General features: G+C 41.9%; 14 protein-coding genes. 13 read left to right on the top strand and 1 reads right to left on the bottom strand.

Annotation, left to right across the window (positions count from 1 at the left end):
- The first annotated feature begins 25 nt into the window (after nucleotides 1-25).
- The 12 genes from KDN43_RS11810 (at nucleotide 26) to KDN43_RS11755 (ending at nucleotide 17,128) form a co-directional block, all read left to right on the top strand.
- Nucleotides 26-2,860 (top strand): helix-turn-helix domain-containing protein, encoded by a 2,835-nt coding sequence (locus tag KDN43_RS11810; RefSeq protein WP_238866370.1) that lies wholly within the window; start codon nucleotides 26-28, stop codon nucleotides 2,858-2,860.
- Nucleotides 2,861-3,534: 674 nt separating this feature from the next.
- Nucleotides 3,535-4,104, top strand: a complete 570-nt coding sequence (locus tag KDN43_RS11805) for a DUF3575 domain-containing protein (RefSeq protein ID WP_238866369.1) — start codon at nucleotides 3,535-3,537, stop codon at nucleotides 4,102-4,104.
- A 7-nt stretch (nucleotides 4,105-4,111) separates the two neighbouring features.
- Nucleotides 4,112-5,605 (top strand): DUF3868 domain-containing protein, encoded by a 1,494-nt coding sequence (locus tag KDN43_RS11800; RefSeq protein ID WP_238866368.1) that lies wholly within the window; start codon nucleotides 4,112-4,114, stop codon nucleotides 5,603-5,605.
- Between the two features lie 63 nt (nucleotides 5,606-5,668).
- Nucleotides 5,669-7,201, top strand: a complete 1,533-nt coding sequence (locus KDN43_RS11795; protein WP_238866367.1) for an Mfa1 family fimbria major subunit — start codon at nucleotides 5,669-5,671, stop codon at nucleotides 7,199-7,201.
- A 198-nt stretch (nucleotides 7,202-7,399) separates the two neighbouring features.
- A complete protein-coding gene (locus tag KDN43_RS11790; RefSeq protein ID WP_238866366.1) occupies nucleotides 7,400-8,371 on the top strand; it encodes a FimB/Mfa2 family fimbrial subunit in 972 nt (323 codons plus the stop codon).
- Between the two features lie 61 nt (nucleotides 8,372-8,432).
- Entirely contained in the window at nucleotides 8,433-10,289 is a 1,857-nt protein-coding gene (locus tag KDN43_RS11785) for a hypothetical protein (protein WP_238866364.1), read from the top strand.
- A 39-nt stretch (nucleotides 10,290-10,328) separates the two neighbouring features.
- A complete protein-coding gene (locus tag KDN43_RS11780; protein WP_238866362.1) occupies nucleotides 10,329-10,826 on the top strand; it encodes a helix-turn-helix domain-containing protein in 498 nt (165 codons plus the stop codon).
- Nucleotides 10,827-11,656: 830 nt separating this feature from the next.
- A complete protein-coding gene (locus KDN43_RS11775; RefSeq protein ID WP_238866361.1) occupies nucleotides 11,657-12,904 on the top strand; it encodes an efflux RND transporter periplasmic adaptor subunit in 1,248 nt (415 codons plus the stop codon).
- Nucleotides 12,905-12,944: 40 nt separating this feature from the next.
- Nucleotides 12,945-14,261, top strand: a complete 1,317-nt coding sequence (locus KDN43_RS11770) for an ABC transporter permease (protein WP_238866359.1) — start codon at nucleotides 12,945-12,947, stop codon at nucleotides 14,259-14,261.
- 11 nt (nucleotides 14,262-14,272) lie between these two features.
- Complete coding sequence (locus KDN43_RS11765; protein ID WP_238866357.1) at nucleotides 14,273-15,472, top strand: ABC transporter permease; 1,200 nt, start codon at nucleotides 14,273-14,275, stop codon at nucleotides 15,470-15,472.
- Nucleotides 15,473-15,520: 48 nt separating this feature from the next.
- Nucleotides 15,521-16,186 carry an ABC transporter ATP-binding protein gene (locus tag KDN43_RS11760; RefSeq protein WP_238869467.1) on the top strand — a complete coding sequence of 222 codons (666 nt, stop codon included), beginning with the start codon at nucleotides 15,521-15,523 and terminating at the stop codon, nucleotides 16,184-16,186.
- A gap of 99 nt (nucleotides 16,187-16,285) precedes the next feature.
- Nucleotides 16,286-17,128, top strand: a complete 843-nt coding sequence (locus KDN43_RS11755; RefSeq protein ID WP_238866356.1) for a head GIN domain-containing protein — start codon at nucleotides 16,286-16,288, stop codon at nucleotides 17,126-17,128.
- Nucleotides 17,129-17,144: 16 nt separating this feature from the next.
- Here the strand turns inward: KDN43_RS11755 and KDN43_RS11750 are convergent, their stop codons facing one another.
- A complete protein-coding gene (locus KDN43_RS11750; protein WP_238866354.1) occupies nucleotides 17,145-18,350 on the bottom strand; it encodes an ATP-binding protein in 1,206 nt (401 codons plus the stop codon).
- A gap of 278 nt (nucleotides 18,351-18,628) precedes the next feature.
- Between KDN43_RS11750 and KDN43_RS11745 the strand changes: the two genes are divergently transcribed.
- A complete protein-coding gene (locus KDN43_RS11745; RefSeq protein WP_238866352.1) occupies nucleotides 18,629-19,918 on the top strand; it encodes an ABC transporter permease in 1,290 nt (429 codons plus the stop codon).
- Nucleotides 19,919-19,922: the final 4 nt, after the last annotated feature.

Raw genomic sequence — 19,922 nt, 5'->3', positions numbered from 1 at the left:
CCGGGATATCCATAAATGGTTAATTATGATGGTATCTTTTGCTTTTCTGGCATGTAACCAGGGAATTAACGGAGATATGGAATTAACCCGTAACAATTTAAACAGAGAAAAGAATCAAAATGTAATTGATTCACTTGTGTCCCGAATTTCCAAAGATACAGTTGCTCTTACCAGTTACCTTAAATTATCTCAGTCAATCGGTGATCAGTATGCGGAGATGAAAACCTATAAACAACTAGGGGTCTACTATTTCAATAATTACAATTTTCTGAAAGCAACGCAATATCACGAACAGTACCTCGATGTTGCAAAAAAAGGGCATTACTCAATCAGTGAGCTAGAAGCATTAAACATGCTGGCATACAATTATTTTAAAATAGATGACCTGAATGAATCATCTGCACACTACTATGAAGCATTGGCATTGTTAAATAAACTGCAGAACAACGATAATGAAAAAATAAAACAAGAGAAGGCGAAAACACTTAACGGACTGGGAAATATATACTTAAAAATGAATCAGCCAGATGAAGCTATGGCTTTTCTGCAAGAAGCACATCAGATAGATAAAAAGAACAATAATATTATAGGAGAAGCTGAAAATCTGGCAAGTATCGGGTCAGCATATGAAAACAAATTGGACTACGATTCTGCCTTCTATTTTTTCGATCTCTCATTGTCTTACTATATCAAAGCAAATTCACTATCTGGAATGAACTATTGTTTTGAACGCATTGGCAACATTTATATGCTTAAGGGAGATTATGAAAGCGCAACGGTGTACTTTGAAAGTGCATACAACTCATTATATTGGTCAACTGACAGGTTGAACTGGTTAAATACCTGTTTTTCACTTGGTAGCCTTAACATCAAAAAAGGCAACTATCATGAAGCGGAAACCATAATCCTGGAAGGATTAACAGTATCAAAAGAACTGAATTTGACTAACGGACTTGAAAAAGCATACTCACTTCTCTCGGAACTATACATAAAACAGGGAAATACGGTTGCAGCTCTGGAAACATACAATTTGAGCGACTCATTGGCAAACGTTTTCAGGAACAAGCGGAATATAATCCGGATTATGACTAACAGGTTGAATTATGAAAATGGGCTGAATGAAGAAAAATTAATAGTGTTGGCTCTACAGCTTGAAAAATTAGAAAGAAACAAGCAGAAGACAATTTATATTATCCTGCTCTCTGCTGTTGTATTATTCAGCTTTGCCTTACTCTATTTCCAATACATTAAACACAGAAAACGAAAAGTAGAGTCATCCCTTCAACAGGAAAGATTGAAATCTAACTTTTATATAAACTTCTCACACGAATTTAAAACTCCCGTTACAATTATAGCAGGATTAATTGAACGAATAAGGAATAATCTGGAACAAAACAATTTACACAACGGCCTGAATGATCTGGATATACTTTCACGTCAGTCAAAAGATCTGCTTACACTTATAGATGAGATGTCGTCAACTGCAAGTATACTTGAAATAGTGAAATCATCTAAAACAGTAAATGGCAACATAATCGGATATCTAAATTATCTGTGTGAAAATTTCTCGGCATTTGCAAAAAGTAAAAAAATTGATTACAACTTCCGGAGTAATACCGGAGAACTTGTTATGGATTATCAACCTGAATTCTTACGTCTTATTATCAACAACCTGGTAAACAGTGCTTTCAATTATTGCCATGAAAACGACAGGATCGCTGTTCAGGTAAGCTGCAACAGGGATGAGAAGACCTGTGCTATTACAGTCTCACATAACGGAAAAAGTATTCAAAAAGAAGATCTGACAAATATTTTTGAACTAAGTCACAGGATTTCAGGAAACGAAACAAAAAATAACGGCAACGGTGCCGGATTACCCTTCACAAAAATATTTATAGAAAAGTTCAACGGCAGCATAGATGTTAGGAGCGAACCTTTAAAAGATACAACTTTTAGAGTAATACTTCCAATAATCAATGAACGTTGCGGAAGCAATGGACACTCAGATAATAACAATAATGAATTGAAAAACGATGAAGCCACTAATTTCCCTTCCTTGCTAAAACGTCAGGCAACCATAGAGAATCCTACCGTTTTAATAGTTGATGGGAACAAAAATATGAGCTACTATCTATCATCTGTATTAGGAGATAATTATCATATCCTGACGGACGATAATTCAGAAAGTGCTATTCAAACAGCAAATGAAATAATACCAGATATCATTATTGCCGACACAAAAATGTATCATATGAATGGTTTCGACTTTTGTAAAGCAATAAAAGACTCAAATGTTACCGCACATATACCGGTTATTTTGCTTTCAGCTTTCCATTCAAAAGAAGAACGAATAAGAGGATTCAAATGCGGTGCTGATGTTTTCCTCTCTAAACCAGTATATGAAGATGAATTGCTGGCAGTGTTAGAACAAGTATTGAATGCTAGAAAACAGATCAGGGACAAATATGCGATCATGATTACACATACAGGTAGCAAAAGGGAATATGCAACAGTAAAAAACGATCCCTCGGTGGCATTTCTTAAACAGATTACAGATCTAATATACAAAGAGGCAAGTAATACCGAAAACATCATTGAAAAAATTGCTGCCGAAGCCTGCCTTAGTTCATCGCAGCTAAACCGCAAGATAAAAGCAATCACAGGAATGACAACCTCAAACTATATATTAAAGATTAAGCTGAATAAAGCCGGAAAGATGCTTGCACAATCACAGAAACCAATTGGAGAAATTGCCTTGAGTTGTGGCTTTAGCGATTTTGCCTATTTTTCACGTTCCTTTAAAAAGGAATTCGGAATGACTCCCACCTCTTTCCAGCGGATGCCCCGCCTCAGCAGTTAATTAATCAGCCGAAAGAATATACTATTACCATAACTGATGTAAAGGATGCAGTTTCATTAATAATAATGCTTCGTTAAAACTTCATTTATAATACTGACAGTCAATAATTTATGTCATACTCCTAAAAAGCGTCATACTCGATTGATATTCAGCGAATTATAAGAACTATTTTAAAATAATTTCCGAAGTATTGTAATAATAGATATAAAAGATTCATCTGTAACTGTAACAGAAGTGGAATTTGAAGAATTAACCACATGCCCATGACCTGATATTTGCTTAAAAAAACCTGACATATTAATAATAGAACCAGGATTAATGCGTGTCTGTTATTTACAAATACTTGTCTCAATAGAACAATCTCTTCCCCATATCTACATTATGTAATAATATGGACATTAATTCAGTAAATAATGGATAATATTTGTCCCATTTTGTCCCTGTTTTTACATAATTTTTACCAATTATTTATCTTTTTCTCCCATTTCAACATCTTTTTCAATAATATATTTTGACTTTCTTAGGTACTGTCTATCAATATTATAACGGTCGTATATGCACGTATTGTTATAATTTAACCAAGGTTAATGCCGATTAAGTTATAATAGTTGCATTTTAGGGACAAACAAATTTTTAAAACATGTCTTTATTTTGCAATAAAAAATTATGATGATATGAACAAGTTCATTTTTGTATTTATAGGAACGGTATTATTCTCCACGATGCTGACATCTCAAAATATCGGAATCAAGACCAACCTACCCTATTTAGCAACAACAACCCCTAACATAGGATTAGAGTTTGCACTCAGCAAGAAGATAACGTTAGAAGCCACGGCAGGATTCAATCCGTTTAACATATCAGAAAACAGATACTTGAAACACTGGCTGGCTTATGGTGAATTGCGGTACTGGACCTGCGAGAAGTTCAATGGCCACTTCTTTGGGCTTCATGGTTTGGGCGCCCAATATAATGTTGGGGGATGGGATATTCCTTTCTGGCATTTTAAAAATCTAAAAGAAAGGCGCTACCAGGGATATGAGTATGGTGCGGGAATAAGCTACGGGTACCAGTGGGTGCTCAATAATAGATGGAACCTCGAAATTACTGCAGGCGGGGGTTATGCGCGCTTCCATTATGAAAGGTATCCATGTTTGAAATGTGGTGAATCACTGGGTAAGGCTGATAAAAACTACTTTGGGCCAACTAAAGGAGCTATTTCAATTATTTACATTATAAAATAAAAGAGAAATGTCAACAAAAAAATTATACCTGTCGCTTTTCATAATATCCATACTTCTCTGTTTTGCGCCTGCTGTTTATAATATTTCAGCTCAAAAGAGTTATACCAGTCAACTAAAGGTTATTAACCTGCAGGCAGATCGACAAGGTGAACTTGTCCGGCTCGACATGAATATTAATGTGGGGCAGACAAAGATTGGAAGGAACGAAATGATGATTGTGACCCCTGTCTTGAAATCCAATTCTGATAGCACCAATTTTAATATCTTTACCCTTCCTCCGGTAATTGTCAATGGTTCACTTAGGCATAAGGTTGTTAACAGACAGATAACACTTCAATCAAAAAACTCTGCTGACAAACTAAATCCATATGCTATTGTGAAAAGAGATAACAGATCGGAACAGGTTATCAAATATCATTACACGCTGCCTTTTAAAAGCTGGATGAATGATGCTTCGCTGCTTCTGGCAGTCGAATACAACGGATGTGCCGAATGCTCTCTTGAAGATGATAAGATTTTACTCCTTGCTCAAGCCATTCCGGAAGAATATGTACCCAGCTATCAACTCACTTATATAGTGCCGGAACCCGAATCGGTGAAGGAGCGCAGCGAAAAATACAGTGCATCGTTTAATTATCAGTTAAACAGCTATGAACTGCAGCGCAATTATAAAAATAACGCCGCTGAATTTAATAAAGTTGATAAAGTGATCAAAGAGATTCAAGGGAACACTGACCTCTCCATCACAGATTTTGTGATAGAGGGTTATGCCTCGCCCGAAGGTGGATTCGACTACAACCGTACACTTTCTGGTAAAAGAGCTAACTCTTTTGCAGAATATCTGGAATCGGCACACAACATCAAGCGTAACCAGATGAAGAAGATCGAAGGTTTGGGTGAAGACTGGGCGGGATTGCGCAAGGCAGTGGAAGCTTCCTCATTAAACGATAAGAGCAATATAATTCGCGTTATCAACGATGTTTTTCCTCCCGATGCCCGCGATGCCGTACTAATGAAGCTCTCCGGCGGAAATACCTATCGGATGCTGCTGGATCAATATTATCCATCGCTCCGGCGCACCGACTATACCATAGCTTTTAACGTGAGAAATTTCTCAGTGGGAGAGGCCAGAGAGTTAATCAAAACAAACCCAAAGCTATTAAGTCTCAACGAAATGTATCTGGTTGCCGAATCATATCCGAAAGAAAGTAAAGATTTCAGGCAAGTGTTCGACATCGCAGCACGGCTCTATCCTGATGATCCCATTGCCATTATCAATAGTTCGGCAACCGACCTTGAGGGTGGAAACAGTACTGCTGCTCTTGAGCGCCTCGAAAAAGTAAAGGATGATCCAAGGAGCTGGAACAATATCGGTGTTGCATATGCAAAGGCCGGAGAATTGAAAAAAGCAAAAGAGTACTTCCAAAAAGCTGCAGAAGCCGGTGATAACAGGGCATCAGCCAATCTGGGAGAATTGGAGAAACAAAGAGATCAGAAGTGATATAACTACGTTTAATTTAATTTTTAAATATACATTCCATTAACATTTTAAACTTTATTGAGTATGAAACTATTTAAGTTATTTTTAGTTGCTGTTATAGGCTTGGGATTTATGGCCTGTAATGCGGATGAACAGCCTGTAGTTGAAAATAAGACAACCGATTCCTACGCCAGTATTACAATTAAATTCCCTGGTAAAGTTTCCACAAGGGCACTACCTGGCGACTATAATGAAAACGGAACATGGATGGGACGCGACAATCTGGAAACGGTTACCGTATTCCTGGTTAATGAGACAAAAGGGGTGGTAGATTACAACTTTTTCTCTAAAAGCGCATTTGCTGAGATCGACATAAATGGTGTGCTGCATCCTAACCTTGCACTGAAAGCAACAGCCGGCGAAAACGTTAGAGCATATGTTGTTATCAATGGTGTGGAGGACATATTAAATACATTAAAAGCTACTTCTGCTGCTAACTTTGCCACTGCCTTTGCTGCAGAGGCTAACAAAATAGCCTCTCAGGTAGCATGGTATAATAGTCCTGTTGCACCGGCAACAAAAGGAACAGAAACCATTATGATGACCAACGACCAGGATGCATATGCCTTAACAGTTTTGCCTTATATTTCTGAAGAAGATGCAAAGACAGGTGTTAACAACAATATTCGGGTAAATGTTGAAAGAGTGGTTTCGCGTGCCTTTATGACTGTAGTTCCTGAGGAAACAGAAGGAAACGGCTGGCCTGTAAATGCCTTGATTGGCGGAACTGAAACGCAAATAGCGACAGTAAAGGGTGTATCTTACGCCGTGGGGCAAAGCAATAAAAAGTTCTATATAATGAAGAGAACTGACTTTGCAGTGCCTGATCCGGTTTACACGTTCGTTCCTGCCGATTTTGCAGCCTGGGCCGCAGCTAATAATACTAATTTCGATTATTCAGGGCTCACCTCCTTCACAACTGTAACGCAATGGGCTTATGATGCTGCTAATGTAAGCACTCCTCTTGCAGCAGAAACAACGAGCAAATTTGTGCTTCCGGTGAACCATGTGGTAAATGTGACTGACCTGGATATAGCAAGGGGTTCTTATAAAAAAGGAAACACCACCTATTTTGAGATTCGGGCACAGTTCATCCCTAATGAGGTGATCATAAATTCAGAAGGAGGAGTAGAAGTACCCACTACAGCTGCTACAGTGTTCTGGGGCGAAAACGACAAGAAGTTCTACAAGACCCGTGATTTGGCAATAGCTCAGGGACAAAAAGCTACCGAGTTTATAGATGGAGTAATGAAGTATGTTCTATGGCTCAACCCAAATGCATTGGCATCTACACCATCGGATCTCAACCCGAAAGTATCTCCGACAGTACGGAATCAGGTATATCATGCCCATATAGATAAGTTCCTGCGCATGGGATTGCCTAACAATCCGCTCAATCCTGATGATCCGGATAAAGAAGGTAATCCTGATAATCCTATCAATGCGGAAGATCCGTTGAAGACAGACTACACATACCTATCTGTCTCGGTGAAGGTTCTTCCATGGACTATCCACACTTACAAATACAACCTAGACGATCCGGGTACAATGTATTAATTTTCGGTTTATAAAAGGAAGAAGTGCTCTTTTAAAAATTGTGCTATGTAAGATGCCTCTAAAGGTTATCGCGTGATAAAGTACTTTTTTTGCAAAAAATATAAATGGTAAAAAAGAGGGGATGTTCCATAGCGCATGATCAGCGGAGAGGAGATTTGTTTTTCCTCTTCGCACAAAAAACAAATAATTGATTGAATTATGAAGAAAAATCTGCACATTAGGATAGTCGCAGCAATGTTATTCCTCACCGGGATCATTGCTGGAAGCGGTTGCGATGCACTGATATACGAAGATATGCTGAATTGTCCCCAGGGGGTTTATCTGAAATTTTACACCAAAACACCCTGTGATGCAGATACGCTATATCCGGCAGATATCAGTAATATTACTGTTTATGTTTTCGATGCCGGAGACAAATTCTATATGGAGTGGCCGGCCGAAAATGTAAACCTGTCTAAAAGCTATGAACTGCTTATTCCCTTTGCATCGCCGGGTAAATATTCGTTTGTGGCATGGGCGAATAACAATAGCAACGGCAGTTTTGAACAGAAGAACCTGAAGAAGGGGATTACCACAAAAGGGGATCTGCTCCTACATTTGAAGCAGACAAGCGGATATGCAGCCGGCCTTAAGAATCAAAAGCTCTATGAAGGAAATAGCAACTATGTTTTTCTTCCCGATCCGGAAAGCATTGGTGGCCCATATTACGATCATACTTCCATAAACATGTGGGAATATACCAACAGGATTGAGGTAATTGTTGAGGGGTTTCGTAATCCCGAAGACTTTATGGTGGATATCAAGATTAGAAACGGTCATTACTCCGTTAATGGAGAGGTAATCCTGAACAGCGATGTTATGAATTACCCGGCGGAGTACACGTATATCGACAGCACCCTTACGGCAAAATTCAACACACTTAAATTAGAGACCGGGCATGACGACCGGCTTACTATAAAAGGTGTTGGAGAAGCCGGGGAAGTTCTCTATAATGAGGACCTACTGGGAACACTGCTGTTGCAAAACCCGAATGTGAACCTGAGATGTGATCACGACTTTATTATTCGTTTCAAGGTGAAGGAGCACATTGATACATACGTTGTGACCGAAGTATGGGTAAACGACTGGCTTATTCACTCCTATCAGACCGGAGTTGATGCAGATGGTTAAAATGAGATAATATTCATGTCATAATGTATCATTAGTAAAACAAAATAAAACATCGCATAAGATGAAAAATATTATAGTTCTATTGATGGTTTTAATTCCGCTTTGGGTTAGTTGTATCTACGACATGCCTACTGATTGCGATGAGTGTAAATCAGCCGAAACCTACCTCGGCTTCAGATCTTCAAAGATTACGTTTCCCGTGAAGGATAACCAGCCTGAATCAATCACTCTCAAATCTCTACGCATTATCGTATTTTCAAAAACTACCGGCAAAGTGGTTACCAATCAATTATTCGACATATCAGAATATCCACCGCCAACAGCAGAAAACAACTGGACGGTCGATTTCAGCAAAATAGTGGTATCTACGCAACCTGGGCCAAGCATCGTATATGTCGTTCTCAATGAAGATGTTTATGCAGTTAGTGGCACATCGCTTACAGGGCAGCTTAATACGCTTTCCACACTCGCACAGATGGAGGCGCTGGTGAAAACACCACTCTCATACAATACCCCGTTAAGGGTGACCTATACGAGCGGGGTACCAGATGAACCGCCTTTTATCATGTCCACCTTCGATGAGTTCGATATACCGCCCGGACATCCATATGAATCACCTTATCTGGCCGATATGCGTGGCCCGGGTGAAAACCAGAAAGGTTTTGAACTGGACCGTACCATGGCAAAAGTAACTATAGACAGTATATCCAATTATCCGATAACAGGAGGTCCGGCCACTAACAATGTGGAGACCAGCTTTATCTTTATTCTGGAAATGGGACTGGTCAACGTGCCGATGGAGTATAACTGGTCACCAAACCGGTTACAGACTACACCTCCAAATCCTAACCCATATACAGTCCCCCCTTCCTATTATAGCGGAGCATACCAGAAAATCGATTTCGGGCTTGAAGACCCAAAACTGGGCTATTACGACCGGGACTGGAGTGGGAGTATTTTATTAAATATCGATGCTGAAGCATATGAAGTGCAAGAAGCAAAGGATACAAGAATATGGTACACAGGCGATGGTAAAGGGAACAATGCTTATTCTATTTATAAAAATAAGCTGGATAGTAATTTTATTGCCGGAGCACAAATCGCTAATGAATGCTACCAATCATATTATACAGATACCGATGGTGACGGGCTTGTGGATCCGACTCCCTTGGAATTGAACGCAGGAAATTTTGCCACCGAGGTCAGAAAAATATACAGCGATACTACTGGAAGTAATTTTTATCCTACATATTACGTACTTATTGAACCGTATGATTTAAATCCACAGGTGACAGGTGGTTATTGGTCACTGAAAGATAAAAATATCTCTTTTTATGTTCCTGAACATATTTTACAAGACAAAACAAGTGCTGCAAACGCCACCAAACTGTATGTGAAAGCAGCAAAGGCTTCATTACCTGATACTATATCAAGAGAAGAGAGTACAAAAATCGTCTGGAATGAAACCTCCTGGGAAGACTGGATCTACTCAGTGGGTCCGGGGGGAATAGATTTCGAAAAATTAACCGGGATTAATTTCATCAATGCTATGAAAGGAATTCATGGATCTATCTTGGATGTTATTACGGTTCCCTCGGGAAAAAACAAAGGCACCCATCATATTGTCCGTCATTACTGGAGTGGTTTAATTCGTTATCATAAAGGCCATGCCAAAGGAACACTTCAAGGTAAAAAATTTCAGAATATAACTGACAGTGATTATAAAAAAGATTTTTTACTTCCTGTACGAAATACCCCGGCCGATCCCATAGATTACAACATTTATCGCAACCACGAGTATAAATTTTCGGTTCATGCACTTCAACAGTGGGCACAGGATGCTTCAAACGCTCAGGCAACAACCCGCAATGCAGTGGATACCCGCGAAGAAAGCATGGTATTGCGGATTAGTAAGTGACAGATAGCGATTATTTAATTTATCACAAATTATTGCGATATGATGACAAAGTCCGTATTAAGGAATCATTCTTCTACAAGGAAAAAAAACAGAACTACCAATATTTACGGTAATGTGAGAGAGTGTATCCTGAACTTTGAGAACGGTACACAAAAGATAATATCAAAAAAAGAAAACAGAGGCTTGATGACAGTGAATGTACTTAATCAAGTCATTGAGAACAGTTTTGTGGAATCAGTCTTAAACAACTACAAACATTCAAAAACACTAGAGGATTTTGCTGCCCGGTGTGGGTTCAACAGTATAAAAACATTCACAAGGCACTTTAAGAAGAATTTCAACATCACCCCTAAACAGTGGATACTTTCCATAAAAAAAGAGGAGATGATTGCCCAGCTACAAAATTCAGATAATACAATAAAACAGATTGCTGATGATCTGGGGTTTTCAAATGTGTCACATCTCTCCGATTTTTGCCTAAAAAAAACAGGTATGCGCCCCGAAGATATAAGAAAGGGCAAAAAAAGTCAGCAATAGAAGTAGAAATAGCCCGGTGCAATAATGGACGATGGCTGTCCATCTGCCCGTAAAGCAGTAGTATAAAAATAATGTTTCTACTCCATAATAGAATCCCCTCCGATAAGTCTTTTTTGCTGAAAATCCTACAAAAATCACCACTGATTCCCAGCGAGTTGCGACCTCCTTAAATCGGGTTTTGGGGCTTTCGGAGCAGACTCATAATTAAAATGTTTTCAAGAATAAGGGAAACTGTACAACTTTTCGGTAAATAACGTGTTGTCTTGAAACGCATGTTATCATCGAACAAACGTACTCCACCCTGAGAGACCAAAACTATCTTGTAGGGTATGAAATTTTAGTGAGACAAAATTATTTTTTCACCTCAAAATCGAACTATGCAAAACAATGCAAAACAATGCTAACCAATGAATTAAATCCTGAGTCTGTTTTTCGTGATCTGCCCGGGATTTCAAAAATTCAATATTCCTTTTGATTATCAAGGCGTTGAACTTTATGTTTTAAACATATTCCACGATTTATACCAGTGAATTTGTGCAATGTTTTGCATTAATTTTCATCTGTCGTGAAAATATGGGCGTAGAGGTAGCTATTATTTTTGAAAATAACTATGAATTGAGAGCAAATAATTTATCCAGTAGTTTGATAGTTTTAAAAGTTATTCAAAGAATGTTTGAATTTTTGCTAATTACTCCTACTTCAAAACTGTCCGATAGTGAACACAATTGTTCGATATCGGGCAGTTATATTTTTATTATATCGCTAAATATCAATAATTTATATTTCTGGCACGCGTTTTGACAATTGTTTGTCAGAAATAACAAAAGACTATGGATAGAAAAATCCCCAACGAAGTTCTGCGCAAAGAACGAAACATAAAACTCATCAAGTTTGGAGCCGTAATATTGGTTTTCGTTGTTGTGATAGCAATTATTATTTCGCTTTTGCGTGAAAGCATCAATCTAAGAAACATTCAACTTTCAACCGTGGATACCGGAACCATTGAAGTATCGGTAAGCGCGTCGGGGAAGGTAGCGCCGGCGTTCGAAGAAATCATCAACACACCTATCGAAAGCCGCATTGTGGAAGTGTACAAGAAAGCGGGCGACTCGGTAGATGTAGGCACACCGCTTCTGAGACTGGATTTGCAAAGCATCGAAACCGATTACCGCAAGATGCTCGATGAGTTGCAAATGCGACAATACCGCATTGAGCAACAACGCATCAAAAACAACAGCACCATCAGCAATACCGAAATGCAACTGAAGGTAAACGATATGCAAATAGACAAGATGCAGGTAGAAGTACGCAACGAAAAATATTTAGACAGCATCGGCGCGGGTACTACCGACAAAGTACGTGAGGTGGAACTTAGCTACAACGTGGCAAAATTAGAACAGGAACAGTCGCGCAAGAAATTCGAAAATGACAAGCAGGTTGCCGACTCCGAACTGCGGGTACAGGAGCTGGAACTCGAAATATTCCGCAAAACACTGGCAGAAACCAAACGCATCCTCGAAGATGCGCAGATACGTTCGCCGCGAAAAGCCATCCTGACTTACATCAACAGCCAGGTGGGAGCGCGTGTGGCGCAAGGGACACAGGTAGCCATTCTTTCCGATTTATCCCATTTCCGCATCGACGGTGAGATTGCCGACAGCTACGGCGACCGTATCTCTACCGGAAACAAAGTGGTGGTACGTATCGGAAGCGATGAACTTAGGGGTGTCGTAAGCAGCGTTACTCCATTATCGAAAAACGGTGTTATCCAGTTTGCCGTACAATTGGAAGATGACAGCCACAGTCGTCTTCGTTCAGGACTGAAAACCGATGTCTATGTGATGAACGCCGTAAAGGACGATGTAATGCGCATTGCCAACGGTCCCTATTACAGCGGACCGGGCACTTACGAACTGTTCGTGTTGAACGGCAACTCGCTGGAAAGACGCAAAATACAACTCGGCGAAAGCAACTACGAACGGGTGGAGGTTATTTCAGGCCTGAATTCGGGCGACAAGGTTGTGGTTTCGGATATGAGTCAGTATCGAAATAAAAGTAAGTTAAAGGTCTCATATTAAGGAAATTACATTAGGATGGATAAGGTTTAAAAACGAAAAAATGATCAGACAATACTTCAAACAAGCGTGGAAGCTGCTGAAAGACAATAAACTCTACAGCGTGATCTATATTCTGGGAACCGCGCTGGCCATAACAATGGTAATGATTGTGTCGGTGTATTTGTACATAAAAAGCGGGAATATTCCGCCCGAAGTCAATCGCAGCAGAATGCTCTATGTAGGTTCTGTCGAAATTTATCCGAAAGACACCACCCAACGGGGAATGTCGGCTTCCAACCTTTCGCTACAAACGGTAAAAAGCGTGTTCTATCCTTTAAAGTCGGCCGAAACGGTCACGGCGGTATTCAATGCCTTTGGCGATGATAATCTTTTGTCATTGCCGGGACAGAAGTTTGAGTTGCCCATGACGGTCAAATACACGGATGCAAATTACTGGAATCTGTTTCGTTTCCGGTTTGTGGAAGGGAAACCGTATAATAAGGAGGAATTTGCTTCGGGCATACGGATAGCGGTGATTGATGCATCCACCGCGAAAAGACTTTTCGGCGGGAATTCCGCCATTGGCAAAACCGTGTTGCTGAACGATGCGGAATACCGGGTTTCGGGCGTGGTAAAAGACGTTTCGTATATTCTCTCCCACACGTATGCCAATATCTGGATTCCCTACACAACCAACGAGAATTATGAGAAATCGTTTGGTGCCGAAGGTATTTTGGGAAATTATTTGGTATTTATTTTGGCGCCGTCTGAAAAACATTTTTCCAAAATACGAAAAGAAGTGGCAGAAAATATAGCCAAATACGAGGCTAACCTTACGTGGAAAATGAATCTTTTAGGACAACCCGATGATGCCTTCACAGCATCCTTTCGCAAAGGGAACAGACCGTTATCCATCCACAAAATCAGAAGATCATTTGCGGCGCTGTTGCTTGTTTTTTTGCTGGTTCCGGTACTTAATCTATCGGGATTAAACAGCAGCCGCATGGAAAAACGATTACCTGAATTGGGCATACGTAAAGCATTTGGTGCCACCCGAACGGTGCTTGTCCGACAGGTGGTGACTGAAAACTTCCTGCTTACTTTTTTGGGCGGAGCGGTTGGTTTGATGCTGTCTTACCTGCTCGTTTACTTTTCGAGCCAGTGGCTTGTTCCAAGCAGCATCCTTTATAACATTACCGACATGTCGGCGCAATTGGGCGACGCGGTCGGTGTGACCCCGGCCATGCTGTTCAACATACGGGTATTTATAGGAGCCTTGTTGGCGGTGCTGCTGATGAATCTGCTCTCGTCCCTCGTGCCGGCTTACAGGTTTACCCGAAAGAACATCATCGACGCCCTTTTCGACCATTACAAATAAATTCAACCCTCATGATTCTACATATTTTAAAACAGATCTGGACGCAACGCCGCCGCAACGCGTGGATCTTTGCCGAGCTTTTCATCGTCTTTGTTTTGGCCTGGTACATCATAGATTATGGCTTTATGATGGTTTACAACAGATTGCTGCCGCGAGGATTCGATATGGAAAACACGTATCGCGTGAAGCACAGGGATCTGACAACGGATGCCGACAAAGAAGCCTTCCGTATTTTTTACGATAAAGTAAAACGGTATCCGGGCGTGCAAACCGCTTTTTTAACCGGGAAATACTCGGGAACAACCCCTTTTTGTAACTCTTTTTCGGGATATACCGTGAAGACCGATACAACAAGCGCTTCCGAAGGTTTCGGAGCGCAATCGAAACCGGTCGGCTCGGAAAATTATTTCTCAATTTTTAAAGTTAAATCCGTCATTAACCCCGATAAGTTGGGACATTTGAATTTTTCGGATAAAAATTCCATCGTGTTGTCCGAAAATTTGGCAAAAGCTCTGTTTAAAGATGAACCGGCTTACGGCAAAACTGTTTTTGTGGGCACATCCCCGTATGTGGTATCGGATGTGGTGGCAAGCCAGAAACGATACGATTACGAACAGCACTGTTATTCTTTTTTCTATCAGCGCAATGACAGCACTGTCAGGGAACCCGAAATAGCAATACGGGTGGGTGAAAATTTCTCGCTCCAAAATTTCAAGAACGACATTACCGGCAGTATTGTTAGCTACAAGGCAGTTAAATACAATATGGAGGCTATGGACGGAACAACCAACAATATACGTATGCGTTCCGGGGTAATGATTTTCTTTTTGCTCAATATCGCTTTGGGAATTATCGGTACGTTTTGGTTTCGGAATCAGGCACGAAGAAATGAAATTGGCTTGCGTATGGCGTTGGGAAGTTCGCGAAACAAACTCCAGGCGCAATACATAGCCGAAGCCATTTTGTTGCTTACCCTTGCCGCCATTCCCGCTTTTTGCGTGAACGCTTTTCTTGTTCAAGCCGATGTGATAGAAGTGGTGGGACAGCAAGTTGCCAACAGCGGATACATTACCAATAACAAATGGCTGCGCTTTTTCATCACCAATGCAATTACTTTTATTTTACTGGCAATAGTCGTTGCGCTTAGCGTATGGATTCCGGCATACCGGGCATCGCGGGTGCAGCCGGTGGAGGCGTTGAGGGAGGAGTAATTAACAATTAACAATGAGCAATTAATAATTGGAACAAATATGGAAACAATGATTCAACTCAACCAGGTACATAAGATATACCGTACCGAAGAAATTGAAACCGTGGCGTTGGAAAACGTGAACTTAGAAGTGAAGAAAGGCGAGTTTCTTGCCGTAATGGGGCCGTCGGGATGCGGAAAATCCACCCTGCTCAATGTGATGGGGCTGTTGGATTCGCCCACCAGCGGAAATGTGATTATCGCCGGGAAAGAGACGGCAACGATGAAAGACAAGGCGCTGGCCAAATTCCGGAACGAAAACTTGGGGTTCGTGTTCCAGAGCTTTCACCTGATCAACTCGCTCAACGTGTTGGACAACGTGGAACTGCCGCTGCTATACCGTCAGGTGGGCGCCCGCGAGCGGCGCCGGCTGGCCGAAACGGTGCTGGAAAAGGTGGGCCTTTCGCACCGGATGCGCCATTTTCCCACCCAGCTGTCGGGCGGACAGTGCCAGCGCGTGGCCATAGCCCGCGCCGTGATCGGCAATCCGCACATCATTCTTGCCGACGAGCCGACCGGAAACTTAGACTCGAAAATGGGTGCCGAGGTGATGGAGTTGCTGCACCGGCTCAACCGCGAAGAGGGGCGCACCATCGTGATGGTTACCCACGACGAGAGTAAAGCCAAGGAGACCGGCCGCACCATACGGTTCTTGGACGGAAGGCAGATATCTTGATAAGTTTCGGGTTGCGAGTTTTGGCGTGAATATGATTTCCGCTCAACTTCAAACCCTGAACTTTGAACCTTAAACTTTAAATATTAAACATTTACAAATATGAGAACAAAAATATTTCTTACATTATTAATTATTGCAACAACAATTGCAGGCACATCGGCACAAAGCAACAGAGTTGTAAAACAAAACCGTCGGGTGGCGGCATTTTCGTCCATCAGCGCAACCGGCGGATGGGATATAATCATCCGGCAAGGCAACCGCCAATCGGTAACTACCGAAGTGAGCCGAGAAATATTAGACCGTGCGGTTATCGAAGTGAAAAACGGCACGTTACACATCTACAATAAAAGCCAAAACCATGTATTCTCGTTTCGCAATATGCGCAACATAACACAAAAAGCTTACGTAACCGTTACCGATTTGAAGAAAATAACCGCGTCGGGCGGCGTGGATATTCGTTTTGAAACGCCGTTGGAGACAAACGATTTTGATTTATCCATGAGCGGAGGGACAGATTTGGAAAACCTTACGCTAAGTTGCGACAATTTTACCGGAAACTTTTCGGGCGGCAGCGATGCCGAAATCGTTTTTTCATCGCCAATGCAAAACCTGAAAGCCGATATGAGCGGCGGCAGTGATGTGGACTTCACAAACATAAATGCACAAAAATGCCGGGTTGTTTCGAATGGTGGCAGCGATGTTACGCTGACGGGAAAAACCGCAGAACTTAACATCAGTGCCGGTGGCGGAAGCGATGTGTCGGCAGCCGAGTTTAACGCGCAGAATTGTACAGCCGATTTTTCGGGAGCGGCTGATGGCAATATTCGCGTCACAAACAGTCTCGAGGTATCGGTAAGCGGCGGAAGCGATGTGGTTGTGTATGGGAATCCGAAAAATGTTACCAAAACGGTTCATAGAAGCAGTTCGCTGAAAATAAAATAAGTTGCTGCGCCAAAAATTATATTTTGTTGCTTAAAAACGTGCGCAAATGAACTTGATGAATACCCTTATAACTCGACTGCATTGGCAGCGAATCCATTGTTACCACATATTTGGGATAATGGTCCGCTATTTCCATCAAGTTGCCAAATTCGCGCCTGACGGCGGCATCATCATACAGCATATAAGCAACCTGAATGTAAATGCGCTCATTGCCGCGTTGCGCCACGAAATCAATCTCCTTGCCATGGGTATTCCCCACGTAAACAGAATAATCATGGTGCAAAAGATGCAGAAAAACGGCGTTTTCCATCAACTTGTTAATTTCGTTTTGCATATTAAAGCCGCGAATGGCGTTTCGCAGGCCCAAATCTTCAAAATAGTATTTCTCACCAATCTCAAACACTTTCAATCCGTTAATATCTATCCGCCGGGTGGGGTACACAAAAAAAGCGTTGCTCAGGGCCCGCAGGTAATTGAGTACGGTTTGTGTGGGCATATTTATTTTTTGCGATTTGAGATATTTGCTGATATTGGCTGCCGAAAACAGATTACCCACGTTGTCAATGAGGTAAATTACCAAGTTTTCGAGAAAAGCGACATTGCGGATATTTTCGCGCGCTACAACGTCTTTCAGCAAAATGGAAGAATACACGTTCTTTAGGTATTCAAACGATGGTTGTTGTTGCAAGTCAAAATTGTCCAGAAAAGGCATTCCGCCCAAGGTGAGAAAATGGGTAAGACTTTCATCGCTATTCTCTATGTTGTTGAATTTGAGAAATTCTGTATAGCCCAGCGAGTGTATTTTAAATTCTATGTACCGTCCGGACAGGAGAGTTGCCAGCTCGCCCGAAAGCAGGTTTGCGTTGCTCCCGGTGCAATATATATCGCATCGCTCTTCATTGAGCAGGCTTCGCAAACAACGCTCAAAAGAGCTTATTTCTTGAATTTCGTCAACAAACAAGTAATTGTCCTTTTGCGGATTCAGTTGAGACAAAACGTAGTTATATAGTTCTTTGTCGTTATTAATCGGGGAAAATCCCTCAAGCTCTTTGTCAATATAAATGATATGCGAGTTTTCATTCCGCACTTCGTCCATAAGCTGCAGCAGCATATAGCTTTTCCCTGTTCTGCGTTGCCCCACAAGAACTTTTATAAGGGATTTATTGACGAAGGGACGGATTTTCTCTAAATATAAAGGACGTGAAATATATCTCTTTGTCATTTTTGTAATTTATAACAGAAACTTTCGGCAAATATACCAAAAGTTTCAATTATAACAGAAGCTTTTGGCAAAAAAGACTTTTCGGAGGGGACTCAAAATATGAATATAAAACATTTTCGGGCCCGCAAATGAATGACGAGAAGCGGCGATTTAACTACGTTGACTTCAATTCCCTATCGCCGTATCATGAAGTGAGAAATAAAATACGAACAATAAAAAGGCGAATCGGAATTGGCTAAGGCCGAACGGTATTTCGCATCACCCAAAATTAACGCGATTTGGAAATCGCATCACCCGATATGATAAAACAATATTTCAAACAAATTATCCAACTCTGGAAATCCAATCCGCTTTTCAGCCTTATTTCGGTATTGGCAACGGCGTTCACCATCGCTTTCGTGATGACGCTGTATATGGTCTATGCTTTTCGCACGGCGGATATGGCACCTGAAATCAACCGCAGCCGCACATTCTATTCGGGCGACGGTTATTCTTATCTGACCAAAGACCGTTCGAACGCCAATAGGGGAATGTCGAAAAGCGTGGCGGAAAAGATTTTTGGTAATCTGAAAAATGCCGAAACCGTGAGCTATATCGTCAACAAGGGCGAAGGTGTCGGTTTTGTGGGCACAAGCCCCGCCAATCGCGAAAAGCGCATCGTCAGTCCGGTGGACCCTGACTATTTCCGGATTTTCAGGTTCGACTTCCTGGCGGGAAATCCGTTGACGGACGAGCAATTCGACGCCCAATCGAAAGTGGCCGTCATAACCGATAAGCTCGCTCTGGGTTTATTCGGCGGCGTGGACGAGGCGATGGGTAAAACCATCACCATCGGCTTTAACGACCATCGTGTGGTGGGCGTGGTAAAATCCGTCAGCTCGCTGTTCAACAAGGCATACAGCGACGTGTGGATTGTGGCCGACAAGCTTTCCATGGACTGGGGACAGGAATACTCCGAAGGGCTGCGCGGGATGTGCCGGGTGGTGGTTCTTGCCAAAAAGGGGGTGTCACCCGGCAAACTGCGGGCGGAGATAGAGGAAAACATCAAGAAACTGAACGACGGCTTGCGCGACTTCACTTTCGAGTTGAAAATGAGTTCCCATCCGCAAGCCAGTTTTTTCGGCGACAATATAGCCCATCCGGCAAGAATCATCGTGATTCTCATCCTTATCCTGCTCGTTGTCCCGGCGATCAACATGTCGGGCTTGCTCTCCACGCAAATGAAAAAGCGGAACGAAGAGATCGGTGTCCGCAAAGCGTACGGTGCAAGCAATGGGCAGGTGGGCAGGCAGTTACTGTTCGAGAACCTGATGCTCACGCTCGTTGGCGGCGTGGCCGGCCTGCTGCTCTCCTTCGCCGCGGTAGCGCTGTTCAAAAACAGGTTACTGGCAGATCTGATGACAGTAAACGCCTCGGAAAGTTTCAGCCTGCCCGCGTCGGCTTTTTTCAACCCGTGGCTGTTTGTGCTGATGCTGCTGTTCTGTCTGTTCATCAATCTGTTGTCGGCCATTGTTCCCGTGTGGAACGCATCGCGGACAACCATCATCGAAACCATAAAAGGAGCATAATCGT

The sequence above is a fragment of the Proteiniphilum propionicum genome (genome assembly GCF_022267555.1).
GTDB lineage: Bacteria > Bacteroidota > Bacteroidia > Bacteroidales > Dysgonomonadaceae > Proteiniphilum > Proteiniphilum propionicum.
The sequence above is the reverse complement of the archived record's forward strand: the minus strand, read 5'-3'. Positions and strand labels throughout refer to the sequence as shown.